The 15324-nt window shown below is 67.7% G+C and carries 13 protein-coding genes; 4 read left to right on the top strand and 9 right to left on the bottom strand.

The window, feature by feature from the left end:
* Positions 1-122: 122 nt before the first annotated feature.
* Entirely contained in the window at positions 123-1961 is a 1839-nt protein-coding gene (locus tag AC1DS0_RS18230; RefSeq protein WP_476815700.1) for an aminopeptidase P family protein, read from the top strand.
* 159 nt (positions 1962-2120) lie between these two features.
* Here the strand turns inward: AC1DS0_RS18230 and AC1DS0_RS18225 are convergent, their stop codons facing one another.
* From AC1DS0_RS18225 to AC1DS0_RS18205, 5 genes are all read right to left on the bottom strand, one after another.
* Entirely contained in the window at positions 2121-3083 is a 963-nt protein-coding gene (locus AC1DS0_RS18225; protein ID WP_476815699.1) for a PLP-dependent cysteine synthase family protein, read from the bottom strand.
* Positions 3084-3103: 20 nt separating this feature from the next.
* Positions 3104-3403 carry an AzlD family protein gene (locus tag AC1DS0_RS18220; RefSeq protein WP_476815698.1) on the bottom strand — a complete coding sequence of 100 codons (300 nt, stop codon included), beginning with the start codon at positions 3401-3403 and terminating at the stop codon, positions 3104-3106.
* Complete coding sequence (locus AC1DS0_RS18215) at positions 3400-4110, bottom strand: AzlC family ABC transporter permease (RefSeq protein WP_476815697.1); 711 nt, start codon at positions 4108-4110, stop codon at positions 3400-3402. Before AC1DS0_RS18215 ends, AC1DS0_RS18220 begins: the two co-directional genes overlap by 4 nt.
* Before the next feature lie 17 nt (positions 4111-4127).
* The gene (locus AC1DS0_RS18210) at positions 4128-4991 is read right to left on the bottom strand and encodes an AraC family ligand binding domain-containing protein (RefSeq protein ID WP_476815696.1); all 864 of its coding nucleotides are present in this window, start codon (positions 4989-4991) and stop codon (positions 4128-4130) included.
* An 85-nt stretch (positions 4992-5076) separates the two neighbouring features.
* Positions 5077-6288, bottom strand: a complete 1212-nt coding sequence (locus AC1DS0_RS18205; protein WP_476815695.1) for an MFS transporter — start codon at positions 6286-6288, stop codon at positions 5077-5079.
* Positions 6289-6360: 72 nt separating this feature from the next.
* Between AC1DS0_RS18205 and AC1DS0_RS18200 the strand changes: the two genes are divergently transcribed.
* Both AC1DS0_RS18200 and pepT read left to right on the top strand, forming a co-directional pair.
* Positions 6361-7431 carry an AraC family transcriptional regulator gene (locus AC1DS0_RS18200; RefSeq protein WP_476815694.1) on the top strand — a complete coding sequence of 357 codons (1071 nt, stop codon included), beginning with the start codon at positions 6361-6363 and terminating at the stop codon, positions 7429-7431.
* Positions 7406-8635: a peptidase T gene (gene pepT, locus AC1DS0_RS18195; RefSeq protein ID WP_476815693.1), complete on the top strand. Its 1230-nt coding sequence runs from the start codon at positions 7406-7408 to the stop codon at positions 8633-8635. The genes AC1DS0_RS18200 and pepT overlap by 26 nt, the downstream gene beginning before the upstream one ends.
* A 205-nt stretch (positions 8636-8840) precedes the next feature.
* Here the strand turns inward: pepT and ligA are convergent, their stop codons facing one another.
* Entirely contained in the window at positions 8841-10991 is a 2151-nt protein-coding gene (gene ligA / locus AC1DS0_RS18190; protein WP_476815692.1) for an NAD-dependent DNA ligase LigA, read from the bottom strand.
* Positions 10992-11213: 222 nt separating this feature from the next.
* Here ligA and AC1DS0_RS18185 point away from each other — a divergent pair, with 222 nt between their 5' ends.
* Positions 11214-11993 (top strand): DUF2189 domain-containing protein, encoded by a 780-nt coding sequence (locus AC1DS0_RS18185; RefSeq protein ID WP_476815809.1) that lies wholly within the window; start codon positions 11214-11216, stop codon positions 11991-11993.
* Between the two features lie 166 nt (positions 11994-12159).
* On the opposite strand, the gene AC1DS0_RS18180 is transcribed toward AC1DS0_RS18185, so the two are convergent.
* The 3 genes from AC1DS0_RS18180 to AC1DS0_RS18170 are packed head-to-tail and all read right to left on the bottom strand — an operon-like array spanning position 12160 to position 15108.
* Positions 12160-12963, bottom strand: a complete 804-nt coding sequence (locus AC1DS0_RS18180) for a carbohydrate ABC transporter permease (protein ID WP_476815691.1) — start codon at positions 12961-12963, stop codon at positions 12160-12162.
* Entirely contained in the window at positions 12960-13829 is an 870-nt protein-coding gene (locus AC1DS0_RS18175; protein ID WP_476815690.1) for a carbohydrate ABC transporter permease, read from the bottom strand. The genes AC1DS0_RS18180 and AC1DS0_RS18175 overlap by 4 nt, the downstream gene beginning before the upstream one ends.
* 52 nt (positions 13830-13881) lie before the next feature.
* Entirely contained in the window at positions 13882-15108 is a 1227-nt protein-coding gene (locus AC1DS0_RS18170; protein ID WP_476815689.1) for an ABC transporter substrate-binding protein, read from the bottom strand.
* Positions 15109-15324 lie beyond the last annotated feature (216 nt).

Below are 15324 nucleotides of genomic sequence, written 5' to 3'. Positions count from 1 at the left end.
CAGACCGCTCAATTTGGAGCCAATGCGCGCCTGCTTCGAAAGCAGGGGCGAAACGACAGTTTTGCACTGGCCTTTCAGGCAGGCGGAGGCGAGCATGGCCGCAATCCCAGCCAGAGCCTGACATGACCGATTCCCACGCCAAGACCGCCTGCCGCTTCCAGTCCTTCTCCGAGCCGAGCGATCCCTCGCAGGTCGCGCCACGCGTCGCCGCCTTGCGCGCCGCTTTGGCGAAGCAGGGGCTCGACGGCTTCATCGTCCCGCGTGCCGACGAACACCAGGGCGAGTACGTCCCCGCCCATATGGCTCGCCTCGCCTGGCTGACCGGCTTCACCGGCTCGGCCGGCAATGCCGTCGTGCTCGCCAACAAGGCGGCGCTGATCGTCGATGGCCGCTACACCATCCAGTCGGCTGCCCAGACCGACACGAATGTCGTCACCCCGACCCGGATGGAAGAGACCCCACTCGACAAATGGGTCGAGGCCAACCTGCCGGCCGGCGGCAAGCTCGGCTACGATCCCTGGCTCCACACCGTCGATGGCGTTGCGAAGCTGGAGAAGGCGGTCGCAGGCGCAGGCGGCATGCTGGTCGCAGTGACGCCGAACCCGATCGATGCGCTCTGGAGTGACCGCCCGGCACCGCCGACCGCACCCGTCAAGGCGCATCCGGCCGCCTATGCCGGCGAAAGTAGCGCCGACAAGCTCGCCCGCATTCAGCAGGAGCTCGCCAGGGCCAAGGTCGACGCGCTCGTCCTCTCCGACCCGCACGCGCTGGCCTGGACCTTCAACATCCGCGGCGGCGATGTAGAGCACACGCCGCTGCCGCTCGGCTATGCCATCGTGCCGCGCGAGGGCCGCCCCACCGTCTTCCTCGCCCCGGAGAAGATCACCAACGAGGCCGGCGATGCCATCGGCGCACTCGGCGAGATCGCTCCGCCGCAGGCGCTGGAGCAGCAGCTCAAGGCGCTCGGCGCCGCCAAGGCGAAGGTACGGCTCGATTCCAGCACGGCCGCCTCGGCGCTGGCCACGCTGATCCGGGACGCCGGCGGCACGCCCGAGGCCGGCACCGACCCGATCGCGCTGATGAAGGCGAGGAAGAACGAGGCCGAGCTCAACGGCAGCCGCCGGGCGCATCTGCGCGATGGCGCCGCCATCGTCCGTTTCCTGTCCTGGCTGGCGCGCGAGGCACCCAAGGGCGGCTTGACCGAGATCGACGCCGTCGCGGCACTCGAGGCCGAGCGGCTGAAGACCGGCGAACTGCGCGACGTCTCCTTCACGACCATCGCCGGCGCCGGCCCGAACGCGGCGCTGCCGCATTACCGTGTCACCGAATCCAGCAATCGCCGAATCGAGCCCGGCATCTTCCTGGTCGATTCCGGCGGCCAGTACGAGGACGGCACCACCGACATCACCCGCACCATGGCGGTCGGCGAGCCGAGCGCCGAGATGCGCGACCGCTACACCCGCGTGCTCAAGGGCCATCTCGCCATCTCGCGCGCGGTCTTTCCGAAGGGCACATCGGGCGCCCAGCTCGACGCCTTCGCCCGCGCCCCGCTCTGGCAGGCCGGGCTCGATTTCGACCACGGCACCGGCCATGGCGTCGGCAGCTATCTCTCGGTGCATGAGGGGCCGCAGCGGCTCTCCAAGCTCGGCACCACCCCGCTCGAGCCCGGCATGATCCTCTCGAACGAGCCCGGCTATTACAAGGAAGGCGCCTACGGCATCCGCATCGAGAACCTGATCGTGGTCGAGGAGCGCCAGATCCCCGGCGGCGACCGCACCATGTACGGCTTCGAGACGGTGACCTGGTGCCCCTATGAGCGCGCGCTCATCGACCTCTCGTTGCTCGACGAGGGCGAACTCGCCTGGATCAACGCCTATCACGCGCAGGTCTGGAGCAACCTCGCACCGCTGGTCGAGGGCGAGGCGAAGGCCTGGCTGGAGCAGGCGTGCTTGCCGTTGTAACGGTTTGCTCCCTTCTCCCCTCGGGGGAGAAGGTCCCGGCAGGGGGATGAGGGCGGTTCGACCGAGTGAGCCGCTTTAAAGCGCAGCGCTACACTTCCCTCATCCGTCAGCGCTTCGCGCTGCCACCTTCTCCCCCGAGGGGAGAAGGAAGAGCCCGCGTCACCCCCACAAATCCGTCGACAGATACTTCAGCCCGGAATCGCAGACGATGACGGCGATCGTTTTCCCGGCCTCGGCTCCACCGAGCAGTTGAACCGCCGCCGCGACATTCGCGCCGGCCGAGAACCCACCGAAAATCCCCTCGAACCGCGCCAGCAGCCGCGTCGTCTCGCGCGCCTTCTCGCCCGTCACCTGCAGATAGCCGTCGACCGGCACATCCCTGAGGAAGGCGAGATCGGCCATCGCATAGCCGCCGCCCTGGATCGGATGATCGGGCCTGATGACCGCCTCGCCCGCTGCAGCCGCGGCCCCGGCCGGCTCGACGACATAGCAGCGCACAGCCGGGCTGCGCTCTTTCAGCGCCTTGGTCACCCCGGCATAGCTCCCACCCGAGCCGATGAAATCGACGAACGCGTCGATCGTCCCACCGCTCTGCTCCCAGAGTTCCAGGCCGGTCGTCTGGTAATGCGCCAGCCAGTTGCCGTCGCGATGGAACTGGTCGGCGCGGAAGGCGCCGCGCTCCCTTGTGATCCGCTTGGCCTCGTGGTCGACGAGTTCGAGATCGCCGCCCGAGACCTGCCCCGGCACCGAGCCGGTAAGCTGGTCGACCAGCACCACCTCCGCCCCGAGCGCCCGCATCATCCGGGCGCGCTCCTCGGAGTTGCCCTTCGACATCACCGCGATGAAAGGATAGCCCCTGATCCCGCAGACGATCGCAAGCCCGGTGCCCATATTCCCGGAGGTGAGTTCGACGACAGTCTGGCCCGGATTCAGCGCGCCCGACGCTTCCGCCTCCTCGATGATGCCGAGCGCGGCCCGGTCCTTCTTCGAGAAGCCGGGATTGAGATAGTCGAGCTTGGCGAGGACGGTCCCGCTGACGCCGAGATGCCGCGTCAGCCGGTCGAGCCGGACCAACGGTGTGTCGCCGATCGCCTCGACCACGGAATCCATCACGGGGCGCATGCGTTTCCTCCCGGCCGGCTTCAGGCCACCATGCGCAAGGCAACCACGGTCGCGACGCCGACGGCAACCACGCCGAGCAGCGGCAGCCGCGTCGCCGCAAGGCCGCAGACCAGCGCCGCGACCGTCTCCGGCCAGCCCGTCGCCAGCGCGCTCGGCGCGATCACCGCGATCAGCACGGCCGGCGGGATCGCGTCGAAGGCGGCCTGCGCCCGGGCCGAGAGGTTGAGCCGGCCGACGAGGGCAAGGCCGGCGATGCGGGTGAGATAGGTCACCAGCGCCATGCCGAGGAAGGCGGCGAGGTTGATCGGATCGAGGCTCATTCGGCCGGGCTTTCGACGGGTTTCTCGGCGAGGTCGCCGGCGGCGATCCAGGCCGCGGCGAGGCCGCAGAGCGCCCCCGCCAGCACATGCCAGGGCGGCCCCGCGAGCTTATAGGCGAGCGCCGAGGCGATGCCGGCCGCGGCCACCGTCCAGGCGGTGACGCGCCCCTTCCAGAAGGCGGCGGTCAGCGCGATGAACAGCGCGGTGAAGGCGAAATCGGCGCCATAGCGCTTGGGATCGCCGAGCGCGGCGCCGATGATCGCGCCGGTGGTCGAGGTCGTCAGCCAGCCGAGCACGAAGGGCACGATCATGGCGAACCAGTAGGCTGGCGTGACCGGATGGCTGCGCGCCCGCTTCTCGGCCAGCGCCCAGTTCTCGTCGGCCATGTAGTAGAGCCCGCCAAAAATCTGTGCGTTGGAGAAGCCCTTGAGCTTCGGCGCGATCGAGGCGCTCATCAGGATATGGCGGGCGTTGATCAGCGCCGTCGAGAACACCAGCGCAAAGATCGGCGCCGGGTGCGTCCAGAGCTCGACCGCGGCGAATTGCGCCCCGCCGGCGAAGACGAGCACGCTCATCAGGAAGACCTCGAACGGCGAGAGGCCCTTGCCAGCGGCGAGTGCACCGAAGAGCAGGCCGATCGGCACCGCCGCCAGCGCAGCCGGCCAGATGTCATTGAGCCCTGCACGGGCTTCGTCTTTCCAGGACATGGAGTTTCCTGATGTCGTCAGCCGTGATGGGCGGCGCGGAAGACGCCCGGCGTCACGCCAAGCCTCGCCTTGAAGGCGCGGGTCAGATGCGCCTGGTCACAGAATCCGGTGGCGGCCGCGACCGCACCGGGGGATTCGCCGCGCCGCAACCGCTCGCGCGCACGGCGGACGCGGACATCGACGAGATAGGCATGCGGCGTCAGCCCGGTCTCGCGCCGGAAAGCCCGGATCAGGTGATGCCGCGGCAGGCCCGAGCGCTGGGTGAGGTCCGCCAGCGACAGGTCCTCGTCATAGCGCTGCTCGAGCAGTTCCCTGGCCTGCGCGATCGGCCCGCGCTCGCGCCCGATCTCACGGACGGACAGGTCGGCATGGCGCGACAGGCACCAGCCATAGGCGCGCAGCAGGCCCTCCTCACCGGCAAGGCCATCGCCGCCCTCTTCCAGCGCCCGATGCGCCTCCGAGAACAGGGCCGAGCCCTCCGGGTCCTGCACGGTCGGTTCGGGAAAGAAGGGGGTGCCGATCGTCTCGTCGCCGGTCAGCGAGATCGCGACCTCGCGCATCAGCTCGATCGTCGGATAGGTCATCCGGTAGCGATAGCCGCCCTCGCTCGGCGCACCATCATGGACATCGAGTGGATGGTTGAAGACGAGATCGCCGGTGCGGGCGAAGAGCGTGCGGCCGCGGGCATGCCAGAGCTCGCAGCCCGAGAGGATGGTCCCGACAGCATAGGTCTCGTGCGCATGCGGCGAATAGGTATGGGTCGAGAACCGCGCCGACAGGCATTCCAGCCCGGAGAAGCGCGCCGCCGTGAACAGGCGGGCGTGCTCGCCCTCCCGGAGCGGCATCTCCTGCAATGCGTCGCCTTGGCTGATCAGTTCCATGACGCAAGATAGAGCGGAACCGCGGCCCCATGTCTTGAAGAAAAGTGATGGCGACGATCACGCAACCGTCGCCATCTGTCAGGAGTCAGGGCCGCGGCGGCTCCTTGCCGGCGACGAGCACAAGCAGCGCGCCGGCGAGCGTCGCCGCCGCCATGTAGCCGATCGGGCCGAGGCCGCCGACATGGTTGACAAGCAGGCCGCCGAGCACCGCGCCGCTGGCGATCGCGACCAGGAAGGCCGCCGTCACCAGCCCGCTCGCCGATTCGGCATGGTCGGCCGCGACGCGCACCATCCAGGTCTGGAAGCCGACCGGCGCGAAGCCGAAGGCGAAGCCCCAGAGCGCGACCGCGATCCCGGCCACGATCGGCGAGGCGCCGAACTGGAGCATGACCAGCGCCAGCACGCCGATCGCCAGCGCGAAGGAGACGATCGCGAGTTTGACGCCGCGCCCCGCCACCGCCCCGCCGGCGAAATTGCCGACGACATTGCCGAGGCCGTAGCCGAGCAGCACGACAGTGATCGCCGCAACGCCGAGCTGCGGCGCATGCTCGAGGAAGGGCCGGATATAGGTGAAGCCGGTGAACTGCCCGGAGATGATGACGAGCACCGAGATCAGCATCAGCCGAATGCTCGGCCGCGAGAGCAGGACTCCGAGCGTGCCCAGCCGCGGCGCCGTCTGTGGCGGCAGCGGCGGCATCGTCGTCAGCAGCGCCAGCAGGGCGACGCCGGCAAGCCCGGCCGAGAGCCCGAACACCATCCGCCAGCCGATCAGGGAATCGAGATAGGCCCCGAGCGGCCCGCCGCCGATGAAGGCGGCCGAGACGCCGGCCGAGATCAACGCCAGCGCCCGCGGCACGGACTGCGCCGGCACGAGCCGCAGCGTCAGCGCCGGCGCCATCGACCAGAAGCCACCGAGGGCAAGGCCGAGCAGGAAGCGCGCCGCCAGCAGCATGGCAAAGCCGTTGGCCAGCGCCGTGACCAGGCTCGACAGGGCAAGCAACGACAGCAATGACCAGAGCACCAACCGCCGGTCGAAACGGCTGGTGACGATCGGCGTGAAGATCGCCGCGGCGACGCCGACCAGCGAAGTCACCGTGACCGTCTGCCCGGCGGCGCCGACGCTGATCGAGAGATCGGCGGCGATCGAGGTCAGGACGCTGGCGGGCAGGAATTCGGCGCTGACCAGCGCGAATACGCCCATGGAGAGAGCGAAGACCGCCGGCCAGGCGGCCGTGCGCTCTTCGGGCACGATACCGACAAGTTCGGCATCGGCTGTGGCTGACAAGGAATCCGACATAGGTCGCTCCAGGAAGATCGGACACCGGAGTTAGGCGTGACCACCTGGAGCTTCCATGCTAAAAAACCCGGCATGCTTGACCAATCGTCCAGAAGATCGGGACCGGACCCGCTCACGGAGATGCTCCGCGGCCTTCGGCTCGAGGGCGTAGATTACGCCCGCTACGAGATGACGACGCCCTGGTGCCTGCTGTTCCCGGCTCAGCCGGCGGCGCGCCTGCACTTCATGGCCGAGCGCGGCTGCTGGCTGCGTACCCCCGAAGGCGAATGGTGCCGGCTCGAACAGGGCGATGCCGTGCTGATGCCGCGCGGCGTTGAGCACGCGCTCGCCAGCGAACCCGGCCTCTCGGCGACGCCGAATGGCCACTGCGCCTTCCAGCACTGCTGCGGCGAGATCGCCGAGGCACGCGGCGGCGCGGGAGAAGGCGAGGCGACCTTGTTCTTCAGCGCCAGCCTCTGCTTCAACGTCGACTCCCAGCATCCGATGCTGCGGATGATGCCGGAATTGATGTGGGTCCATGAGATGGCGGTGCACGAGCCGGCCATCCCGGCCTTGCTGACCACCATGGCTTGCGAACTCGCGCTCGATCGCGTCGGCGCCGGCGGCATCCTGACCCGTCTCGCCGATGTCGTCGCCGCCGCCCTGATCCGCTCCTGGGTCGAGCGTGGCTGCGGCAGCGCCACCGGCTGGATCGCCGCCGCCCGCGACCCCGACATCGGCCGCGTCCTCGCCGCGATCCATCTCAATCCGAGCGAGGACTGGACGGTCGATGCGCTCGCCAAGGTGATGCACGCCTCGCGCTCCGCTTTCGCCGAGCGCTTCGCCGGCGTCGTCGGCGAGACGCCAGCCCGCTATGTCCTGCAAGTCCAGATGCACCAGGCCAGGCAATGGCTGGAGCGCGACAAGCTCCGGATCACCGCCGTCGCCCGCCGCCTCGGCTACGATTCGGAGGCGTCCTTCAGCCGCGCCTTCAAGCGGGTGATCGGCAAGCCGCCAAGCCATTTCCGCAATGCCGAGCCGCCGATCCCCGCAACGCGGCCGGTCGACGCCTCCCCTGCCGGCAGCCCCTCGGGGCGCCTTGCCGACCACAGACCGCTAAGCCTTCGACGGGACGACCATGAGCATCCGCCAGCAATTGATTGAGCGCTTCTTCCGCTATGTCGCGGTCACCAGCCAGAGCGACATCAAGGCGACGACGCTGCCGAGCACGCCGGGCCAGCAGCGCCTTGCCGAACTCCTTGCGGATGAGTTGCGCTCGCTCGGCCTCGACGATGTCGAGATCGACGACCACGCCACCGTCACCGCGCTGAAACGCGGCACCGTGCCGGGCTCACCGAAGATCGGCTTCATCGCGCATCTCGACACGTTCGACGCAGGCCTCTCACCCGATATCCGCCCGCAGCTCCTGCGCTTCGAGGGCGAGGACCTCTGCCTCAACCCTGAGCAGGACATCTGGCTGCGCGTCGCCGAGCATCCGCAACTGCGCGACTGGCAGGGTGCCGAGATCATCGCCAGCGACGGCGCCAGCGTGCTCGGCGCCGACAACAAGGCGGCGATCACGGTGATCATGACCCTGCTCGCCGACCTCAGCCCGCAAGATCGTCATGGCGACATCGCCGTCGCCTTCGTACCGGACGAGGAGATCGGCCTGCGCGGCGCCAAGGTTCTCGACCTCGCCCGCTTCCCCTGCGACTTCGCCTATACGATCGACTGCTGCGAGCTCGGCGAAGTGGTGATCGAGAACTTCAATGCGGCTGCCGTCGAGATCACCCTCACAGGCGTCAGCACCCATCCGATGTCGGCCAAGGGCGTGCTGGTGAACCCGGTCCTGATGGCGCAGGACTTCATCAGCCGCTTCGACCGCTCTGAGACGCCGGAGAACACCGAAGGCCGCGAGGGCTATGTCTGGTTCAACGCCATCACCGCCAATGCCAGCGAAGCCAGGCTGGGTGCGCTGATCCGCGATTTCGACAGGCAGAGCTTCGAAGCCCGCAAGCGCCGCATCGAAGAAGTGACCAGAGAGATCGCCGCGCTCTACCCAACCGGCCGCGTCGAGTGCGAGGTCAGCGACACCTATGGCAACATTCACGACAGCCTCGGCGACGACCAGCGCCCGGTCGAGCTGCTCTTCGGCGCACTGGAGCGCTTGCAGATCAGGAAGAAGCAGATCCCGATGCGCGGCGGCACCGACGGCGCAGCCCTCTCCGCCCGCGGCCTGCCGACGCCAAACTTCTTCACCGGCGCCTATAATTTCCACTCGCGCTACGAGTTCCTTCCCGTTCCCGCCTTCGAGAAATCCTATGAGGTGGCGCGGATGATCTGCACGCTGGCGGCGCAGCGGGGGTAAAAAAGCAGCCCAACAAGCGCGGGATCCCCTCTCCCGGATGGGAGAGGGGTAGGGGTGAGGGACCGCCGCTGATTATTGAAGCGCAACGGCGCCGGAGCGCCTTCTCCGGATAGGGCAGGCCCTCATCCCTGCCCTTCTCCCATCCGGGAGAAGGGTTCCCCGCGCCCTTCATTTCGCAATGAGGCAATCTCGGCTGCGGTGAGTCCTACCCACCCACCAGCTCGAACCAGCCGGCCTCGTCGATCACCTTGACGCCGTGCTTGGCCGCATCCTTGAGCTTCGAGCCGGCGCCCGGCCCTGCCACCAGCAAATCGGTCTTCGACGAGACCGAGCCAGCGACCTTGGCGCCGAGCCGCTCGGCCATCGCCTTGGCCTCGTCACGGGTCATGCGCTCGAGCGCGCCGGTGAAGACGACGATCTGGCCGGCGACGGGGCTGAACGAGGCAACCGCTTCCAGCGGCTGCGGCGTGACCTCGCCGAGCAGCCGGGCGAGCATCTGCTGGTTGTGCTCCTCGGCGAAGAACTGCAGCAGCGCCTCGACCACGGTCGGGCCGACACCATCGATCGCGTCGAGCGCCGCCCGCTCCTCGCTCTCCGGGTTCTCGGCGGCGAGGCAGGCGGCCTGCAACGCCTCGAACGAGCCGTAATGGCGCGCCAGCAAGCGCGCATTGGTCTCGCCGATATGGCGGATACCGAGCCCGAAGATGAAGCGGTTGAGCGGCGGCTTCCGCCGGTCGTCGATCGCCTCGAACAGTTTCTTGGTGCTGGTCGTGCCAAAGCCTTCCTTGTCCTTCAGCTTCTTGAGATTCGCGGCGTCGCGCTGCGCCAGCGTGAAGATGTCGGCCGGCTCGTTCACCGGCAGATCGGGATCGGTGTGGAAGAACTCGATCTGCTTGTCGCCGAGCCCGTCAATGTCGAGCGCGTCGCGCGAGACGAAATGCTTGAGACGCTCGACCGCCTGCGCTTCGCAGATCAGCCCGCCAGTGCAGCGGCGCACCGCATCCTCCTTGCCCGAACGCGGATTATGCTCGCGCACCGCATCCGAGCCGCAGACCGGACAGGTCGCCGGGAAGACGTAAGGCTGCGCGTCGGCCGGGCGCTTTGAAAGGTCGACCGCCTCGACGCGCGGGATCACATCGCCGGCGCGCTTCACCGTTACGGTATCGCCAATGCGGATGTCGCTGCCGTCGCGGATCGGCAGCCCCTTCGAATCGAAGCCGCGGATATAGTCCTCGTTGTGCAGCGTCGCATTGGTGACGACGACGCCGCCGACCGTCACCGGCTTCAGGCGCGCCACCGGCGAGAGCGCGCCGGTGCGCCCGACCTGGATGTCGATCGCCTCCAGCACCGTGGTCGCGAGCTCAGCCGGGAATTTGTGCGCAATCGCCCAGCGCGGCGCGCGGGCGACGAAACCGAGCCTTGCCTGAAGCGCGAGATCGTCGACCTTGTAGACGACGCCGTCGATGTCGTAGCCGAGCGTTGCACGCTGCGCCTCGATCGACCGGTAATGCGCCAGCAGTTCCTCGACGCTCTCGCAGCGCGCCATCAGCGGATTGGTCTTGAAGCCCCAGCGCGCGAAGGCTTCGACCACGCCGAACTGCGTCGGCGCCGGCAGCTCCGGCATCTCGCCCCAGGCATAGGCGAAGAAGCGCAAGGGGCGGCTCGCGGTGATCGAGACGTCGAGCTGGCGCAGCGAGCCGGCGGCGGCGTTGCGCGGATTGGCGAACTCGCGCTCCTCTTTCTCGCGCTGGCGCTGGTTGATCGCCGCGAAATCGGCATGGCCGAGATAGATCTCGCCGCGCACCTCGGCGATATCAGGCACGTCCTTGCCCTTCAGCCGATGCGGGATCTCGGAAATCGTGCGGGCATTGGCCGTGACGTCCTCGCCCTCTTCGCCGTCGCCACGCGTCGCGGCGCTGGTGAGTTCGCCCTTCTCATAGCGCAGCGAGAGCGAGAGCCCGTCGATCTTCGGCTCTGCGGTGAAGGCGAGCGGCTGGTCGTCCTTGCGACCGAGGAAAGTCCGCACGCGCGTGACGAAATCGGCGATGTCCTCGTCGGCGAAGGCGTTGTTGAGCGAGAGCATCGGCACGCGATGCCGGATCTTGGCGAACTTGCCCGAGGGCTTGGCGCCGACCTTCTCGGACAGCGCCTCAGCCCCCTTGAGCTCGGGGAAAGCGTTTTCCAGGGCAGTGAGCCGGCGGAACTTCGCGTCGAAGGTCGCATCGTCCATGATCGGCGCACTGTCGCTGTGATAAGCGGCATTCGCGGCGGCAATCTCCGGCCCGAGCATTTCATGCTCGGCGCGGGCGGCTTCGGGCGTCAAATCTTCGACGAGGGTGGGAACAGTCTGAGGCATGGCGCAGTTCTAGTTCAGGGGAAGTATCCTGCGAAGCTCCTGTTTCACGATTTGGGTACGCCGATTTGTGGCAGGAGCGTGCCGGGTGTAAGCTACCCCCGCTGAAATGGATGCTCGACGCCTCGCAGGTCTTGACCGGAGGATCGCGTCAGGACCGCCAAGGCGAACCGGGCCGCAACCGGGAAGAACGCCATGGCCGATACCCATATCCATCATCCCCCGATGGCGGCGAACGATGCTGCGCCTGCCGATGCCCTGCCGGTCAACGAAATCCGCGTCGCCGACATCAAGGACGCGCTCAAGCAGGGCTATTCCGACTTCATGGCCCAGCCGAGCCACCTGCTCTTCATCGCGCTGATCTATCCGATCGCCGGCATCCTGCTCGCCCGATTGACGGTGAGCTACAACATCTTCCCGCTGCTGTTCCCGCTGGCTTCGGGCTTCGCCCTGCTCGGCCCGTTCGCCGCGATCGGCCTCTACGAGATCAGCCGCCGCCGCGAGCTCGGCATGGACACCTCCTGGAAGCATGCGCTCGATGTCGTGCATTCGCCCGGCATCGGCCAGATCGCGCTGCTCGGCGCGGTGCTGACGGGCGTCTTCCTCACCTGGCTGTTCAGCGCCTGGGTGATCTATCGCTGGCTGATGGGCGATGTGCCGCTCGAATCCTTCGAGGGCTTCATGATGCCGCTGCTGACCACGGTGAATGGCTGGACGATGGTCATCCTCGGCAATGCGCTCGGCCTGCTCTTCGCCATCCTGGTGTTCTCGATGACGGTCGTCTCCTTCCCGCTGATGCTCGACCGGCATGTCAGCATGGCGACCGCGGTGAAGACCTCGATGGCCGCTGTCGAGAAGAACCCGCGGGTGATGCTGTACTGGGCCCTGACGATCACGGCGCTGCTGGTGCTCGGCTCGCTGCCGGTGCTGGTCGGCCTGATCCTGGTCATGCCGATCCTCGGCCATGCCAGCTGGCACTTCTACCGCAAGGTCGTGCCGCGGTAGGCAGCTCCTCGTCTTTCCGGGACGCCGCGTAAGCGGCGGGCCCGGAACCCAGAACCGATGCCGCGGCACAAAGGAGGCGGTCGGGTCGTTGCGTCCTGATCATTCCCGCATCGGTTCTGGGTTCCGGGCTCAGGCCTTCGGCCTGCCCCGGAATGACGAGCGCCCCTCAATGCTGATCCACAGACACCTCGCGCGTCAGCCCGCGCCTGACCAGCCCGACCGCGAGCAGCACCGGCAGCGAGGCGATCAGCCCCATCGCCGAGAGCCTGCCCCACAAGGTCTCATCCTCGTTGATCAGCGTCGCGATGAAGGCCGGCAGGGTGAACTTCGACGGCGTCTGGATGAAGAGCAGCGCGAACAGGAACTCGTTCCAGCTCATGATCGCGACGAAGACCGCGGTCGCGACCAGGCCGGGCATCAGCAGCGGCACCACGATCTGAAGCAGCCGCTTCACGAAGCCGGCACCGTCGAGCATCGCTGCCTCCTCGAACGAATAGGGCACGTCGCGGACGAAGCCGAGCAGCATCCAGATCGCGAAAGGCAGCGCCAGGATCTGGTTGGCGAGGATCAGCCCGAGATGGGTGTCGAGCAGGCCGAGGGCCCGCAGCACCTGATAGAGCGGGATCGCGAGCGCGATCGGCGGCGCCAGCTTGATCACCAGCACGAAGCCGAGGAAGACGACATCGAAGCGCCTGGGCAGCTCGAAGCGCGCCAGCGCATAGGCCGCCGGCAAACCGGCCAGGAGCGACAGGCTCACCGTGCCCAGCGCCACCACGACGCTGTTGAGCCCGAGCCGCCACATCCCGCCGTCGAGCAGCACGCGGTAATGCGCCAGCGTCGGATCCTGCGGCCAGAGCGCGATCGAGGTCGAGACATATTCGGCCGGCGGCTTGAACGAGGTCGCGACCATCCAGAGCAGCGGGATCAGCGACAGCGCGCAGAGCCCGAAGGCGGCGATGATCCGGATCATCGGCCCGCCCCCCGCAGCAGCGAGGCCGCATAAACGACGGCGAGCAAACCGGCGACGACGATCATCACCACGGCGGCGGCCGAAGCCAGCCCGATGTCGAAGAAGCGGAAGCCCTGCCGGTAGACGAACATCGAGACCGTCTCGGTCGACTGTCCCGGCCCACCGCCGGTCATGGCGTAGACCTTGTCGAACAGCTTGAAGCTGTCGACCGAGCGCAGCAGCGCCGCGACGAAGAGATAGGGCGCCAGCAAAGGCAGCGTCATGTCGCGAAAGCGCCGCCATGGCCCTGCGCCGTCGACGCGGGCCGCCTCATAGACGTCCTGCGGGATCAGGCGCAGGCCCGCGAAGATGATCAGGAAGGCGAAGGGCGCAGTCTGCCAGAGATCGACCAACACGATCGACCAGAGCGCGAGATTCGGGTCGAACAGCCAGGGCACGCCGGGCAGGCCGACGGTGCGCAAGAGGTTGTTCAGAAAGCCGAGGTCGAAATGGAACCAGGCCCGCCAGATCGCAGTGACCACCATGGTCGAGAGCACGAAGGGCGCGAGCAGCAACGTCATGATCAGCGTACGGCCGGGAAAGGCCCGGTCGAGCAGCAGCGCTAGCCCCAGGCCGGCCGCGACTTCGAGTACCGTCGCCACCACCGTGAACAGCACGGTATTGGTCACCGCCTGCCGGAAGAAGCGGCTGTCCCAGAGCTCCTGGAAATTCTCGAGCCCGACGAACTTGGCGTTCTCGAAGCCGTAATCGGTGGCGAACAGGGACAGCGCCAGCGTCCGCCCGAGCGGATAGAGCGTCAGCCCGGCGAAGATGATGAGCGCTGGCGTCAGCAGAAGCCAGGGCAGCAGGCGGCGGGAAGCGGTCATTACGTCCAGACGGAAAGCGGGCCGCCTCGCGAGGAGGCGGCCCGTGTGACGATCAGCGCGTCAGGGCGCGGGCGATCTGGGCGTTGGCCTCGGTCAGCGCCTGCTTGGGCTGCAGCTGGCCGATCAGGGCGAGCTGGAGATAGTCGCCCAGAATGGTCTCGACGCGGGCCCACTGGCTGATGCGCGGACGGGCCTGGGCAACGTTCAGCGCCTCGAGCTGCGCCGGGTACCAGCGATACTTGGCGACGAGGTCCTTGTCGTTGAACAGCGCGGTGAGCGTCGGCGGGTTGCCGGTTTCGAGCGCGATCAGCTTCTGGTTCTCAGGGCTGGTGACGAAGCGGATGAAGTCGGCAGCGCGCGCCTTGTTCGGCGAATCCGCGGGGATGCCGAGCAGCCAGGCGCCCAGCATCGGCGCCGGCCCCTTGACCTCGCCCGGTGTGGCGACGACTTCAACCTGACCAGCGACCTTCGAGGCGTTGCCGTCGAGCGTGCCGGCCCAGGACGACCACATCTCGACCGCGATCGCGGCGCGGCCCTGCTGGATCGCGTCACGCAGTTCGGTGGCGTTGTAGGTCTCGACGCCCTTCGGCGCGAGAGCCTTGAACGAGAGGAACTGGGTCAGCGCCTTCTCGGCCTCGGGCGTGTCGAGCACGGCCTTGCCGTCGGCGCTCACCACGTCGCCGCCATGCGCCCACAGCACCGGCAGGAAGGAGGTGACGATCGGGTTGCCCTTGATGCCGCGGAAGACGAGGCCGGAGACGCCTTCTTCCTTGGACTGGATCACCTGAGCCGCCTTGACGACGTCGCTCCAGGTCTTGGGCCGCTCGAAGCCGTGCTTGGCGAGCAGATCCTTGCGATAGGCGAACATGGCGATGTTGCCGACGAAGGGCGCGGCATAGAGCTTGCCGTTGTGCTTGGAGACATCGATCGCCGACTTGACGAACTCGCCCGGCAGGCCGCCGACGGTGTCGAGGTCGGTGAGCCAGCCGCGCGCCATAAACTCCGGCGCCCAGATGTCGTCGAGCATGGCGACGTCGGTCGCAGCCGTCTTCTCGCGCGCGCCGACGGCAAGGCGCTCATAGAGCGGGCCGCCGCCGAGCTCGAGCCGCTCGATCTTCACAGCCGGATTCTTGGCCTGGTAGAGCTCGACCATCTTGGCGAGCGCCGGGGCGAAGCCGGCATCGCGCCCGGCGATCACCAACCGATCCTGCGCGGCGGCGGGCAGAACGAGCCCGGCCAACATCAACACGGCGCCGAGCGCCTTACCCATCGTCCTCATCGCGATCCCCCGTCCGGGTCTCTGCCCGGCCGGGCATTGTGGGAGCGGATGGCTGGCGAGTGCAACAGATATACGACGATTTCGGAACAATCCCGCGCTACGCCGCGTTCGACTGGTGTTGCGGCACTGCCGCACCGATCATCGGCCGTTGCGATGCGACGGCAGCACAACCGGAGGGGGCTCCGCCATGAACAACATCATCTACATCGTCGGTCT

This window comes from Allobosea sp. P4_H5 (assembly GCF_056400825.1).
Note: the sequence above shows the minus strand (reverse complement) of the source record. Positions and strands in the feature narration are given on the sequence as shown.

Bases quoted from the DNA above. Each gene is read 5' to 3' on its own strand.
- AC1DS0_RS18215 (WP_476815697.1), bottom strand. From the start codon at position 4,110: ATGTCCTGGAAAGACGAAGCCCGTGCAGGGCTCAATGACATCTGGCCG.
- pepT (WP_476815693.1), top strand. From the start codon at position 7,406: ATGAGCATCCGCCAGCAATTGATTGAGCGCTTCTTCCGCTATGTCGCG.
- AC1DS0_RS18200 (WP_476815694.1), top strand. From the start codon at position 6,361: ATGCTTGACCAATCGTCCAGAAGATCGGGACCGGACCCGCTCACGGAG.
- AC1DS0_RS18180 (WP_476815691.1), bottom strand. From the start codon at position 12,963: ATGATCCGGATCATCGCCGCCTTCGGGCTCTGCGCGCTGTCGCTGATC.
- ligA (WP_476815692.1), bottom strand. From the start codon at position 10,991: ATGCCTCAGACTGTTCCCACCCTCGTCGAAGATTTGACGCCCGAAGCC.
- AC1DS0_RS18220 (WP_476815698.1), bottom strand. From the start codon at position 3,403: ATGAGCCTCGATCCGATCAACCTCGCCGCCTTCCTCGGCATGGCGCTG.
- AC1DS0_RS18185 (WP_476815809.1), top strand. From the start codon at position 11,214: ATGGCGGCGAACGATGCTGCGCCTGCCGATGCCCTGCCGGTCAACGAA.
- AC1DS0_RS18205 (WP_476815695.1), bottom strand. From the start codon at position 6,288: ATGTCGGATTCCTTGTCAGCCACAGCCGATGCCGAACTTGTCGGTATC.
- AC1DS0_RS18175 (WP_476815690.1), bottom strand. From the start codon at position 13,829: ATGACCGCTTCCCGCCGCCTGCTGCCCTGGCTTCTGCTGACGCCAGCG.
- AC1DS0_RS18210 (WP_476815696.1), bottom strand. From the start codon at position 4,991: ATGGAACTGATCAGCCAAGGCGACGCATTGCAGGAGATGCCGCTCCGG.
- AC1DS0_RS18225 (WP_476815699.1), bottom strand. From the start codon at position 3,083: ATGCGCCCCGTGATGGATTCCGTGGTCGAGGCGATCGGCGACACACCG.
- AC1DS0_RS18170 (WP_476815689.1), bottom strand. From the start codon at position 15,108: ATGAGGACGATGGGTAAGGCGCTCGGCGCCGTGTTGATGTTGGCCGGG.
- AC1DS0_RS18230 (WP_476815700.1), top strand. From the start codon at position 123: ATGACCGATTCCCACGCCAAGACCGCCTGCCGCTTCCAGTCCTTCTCC.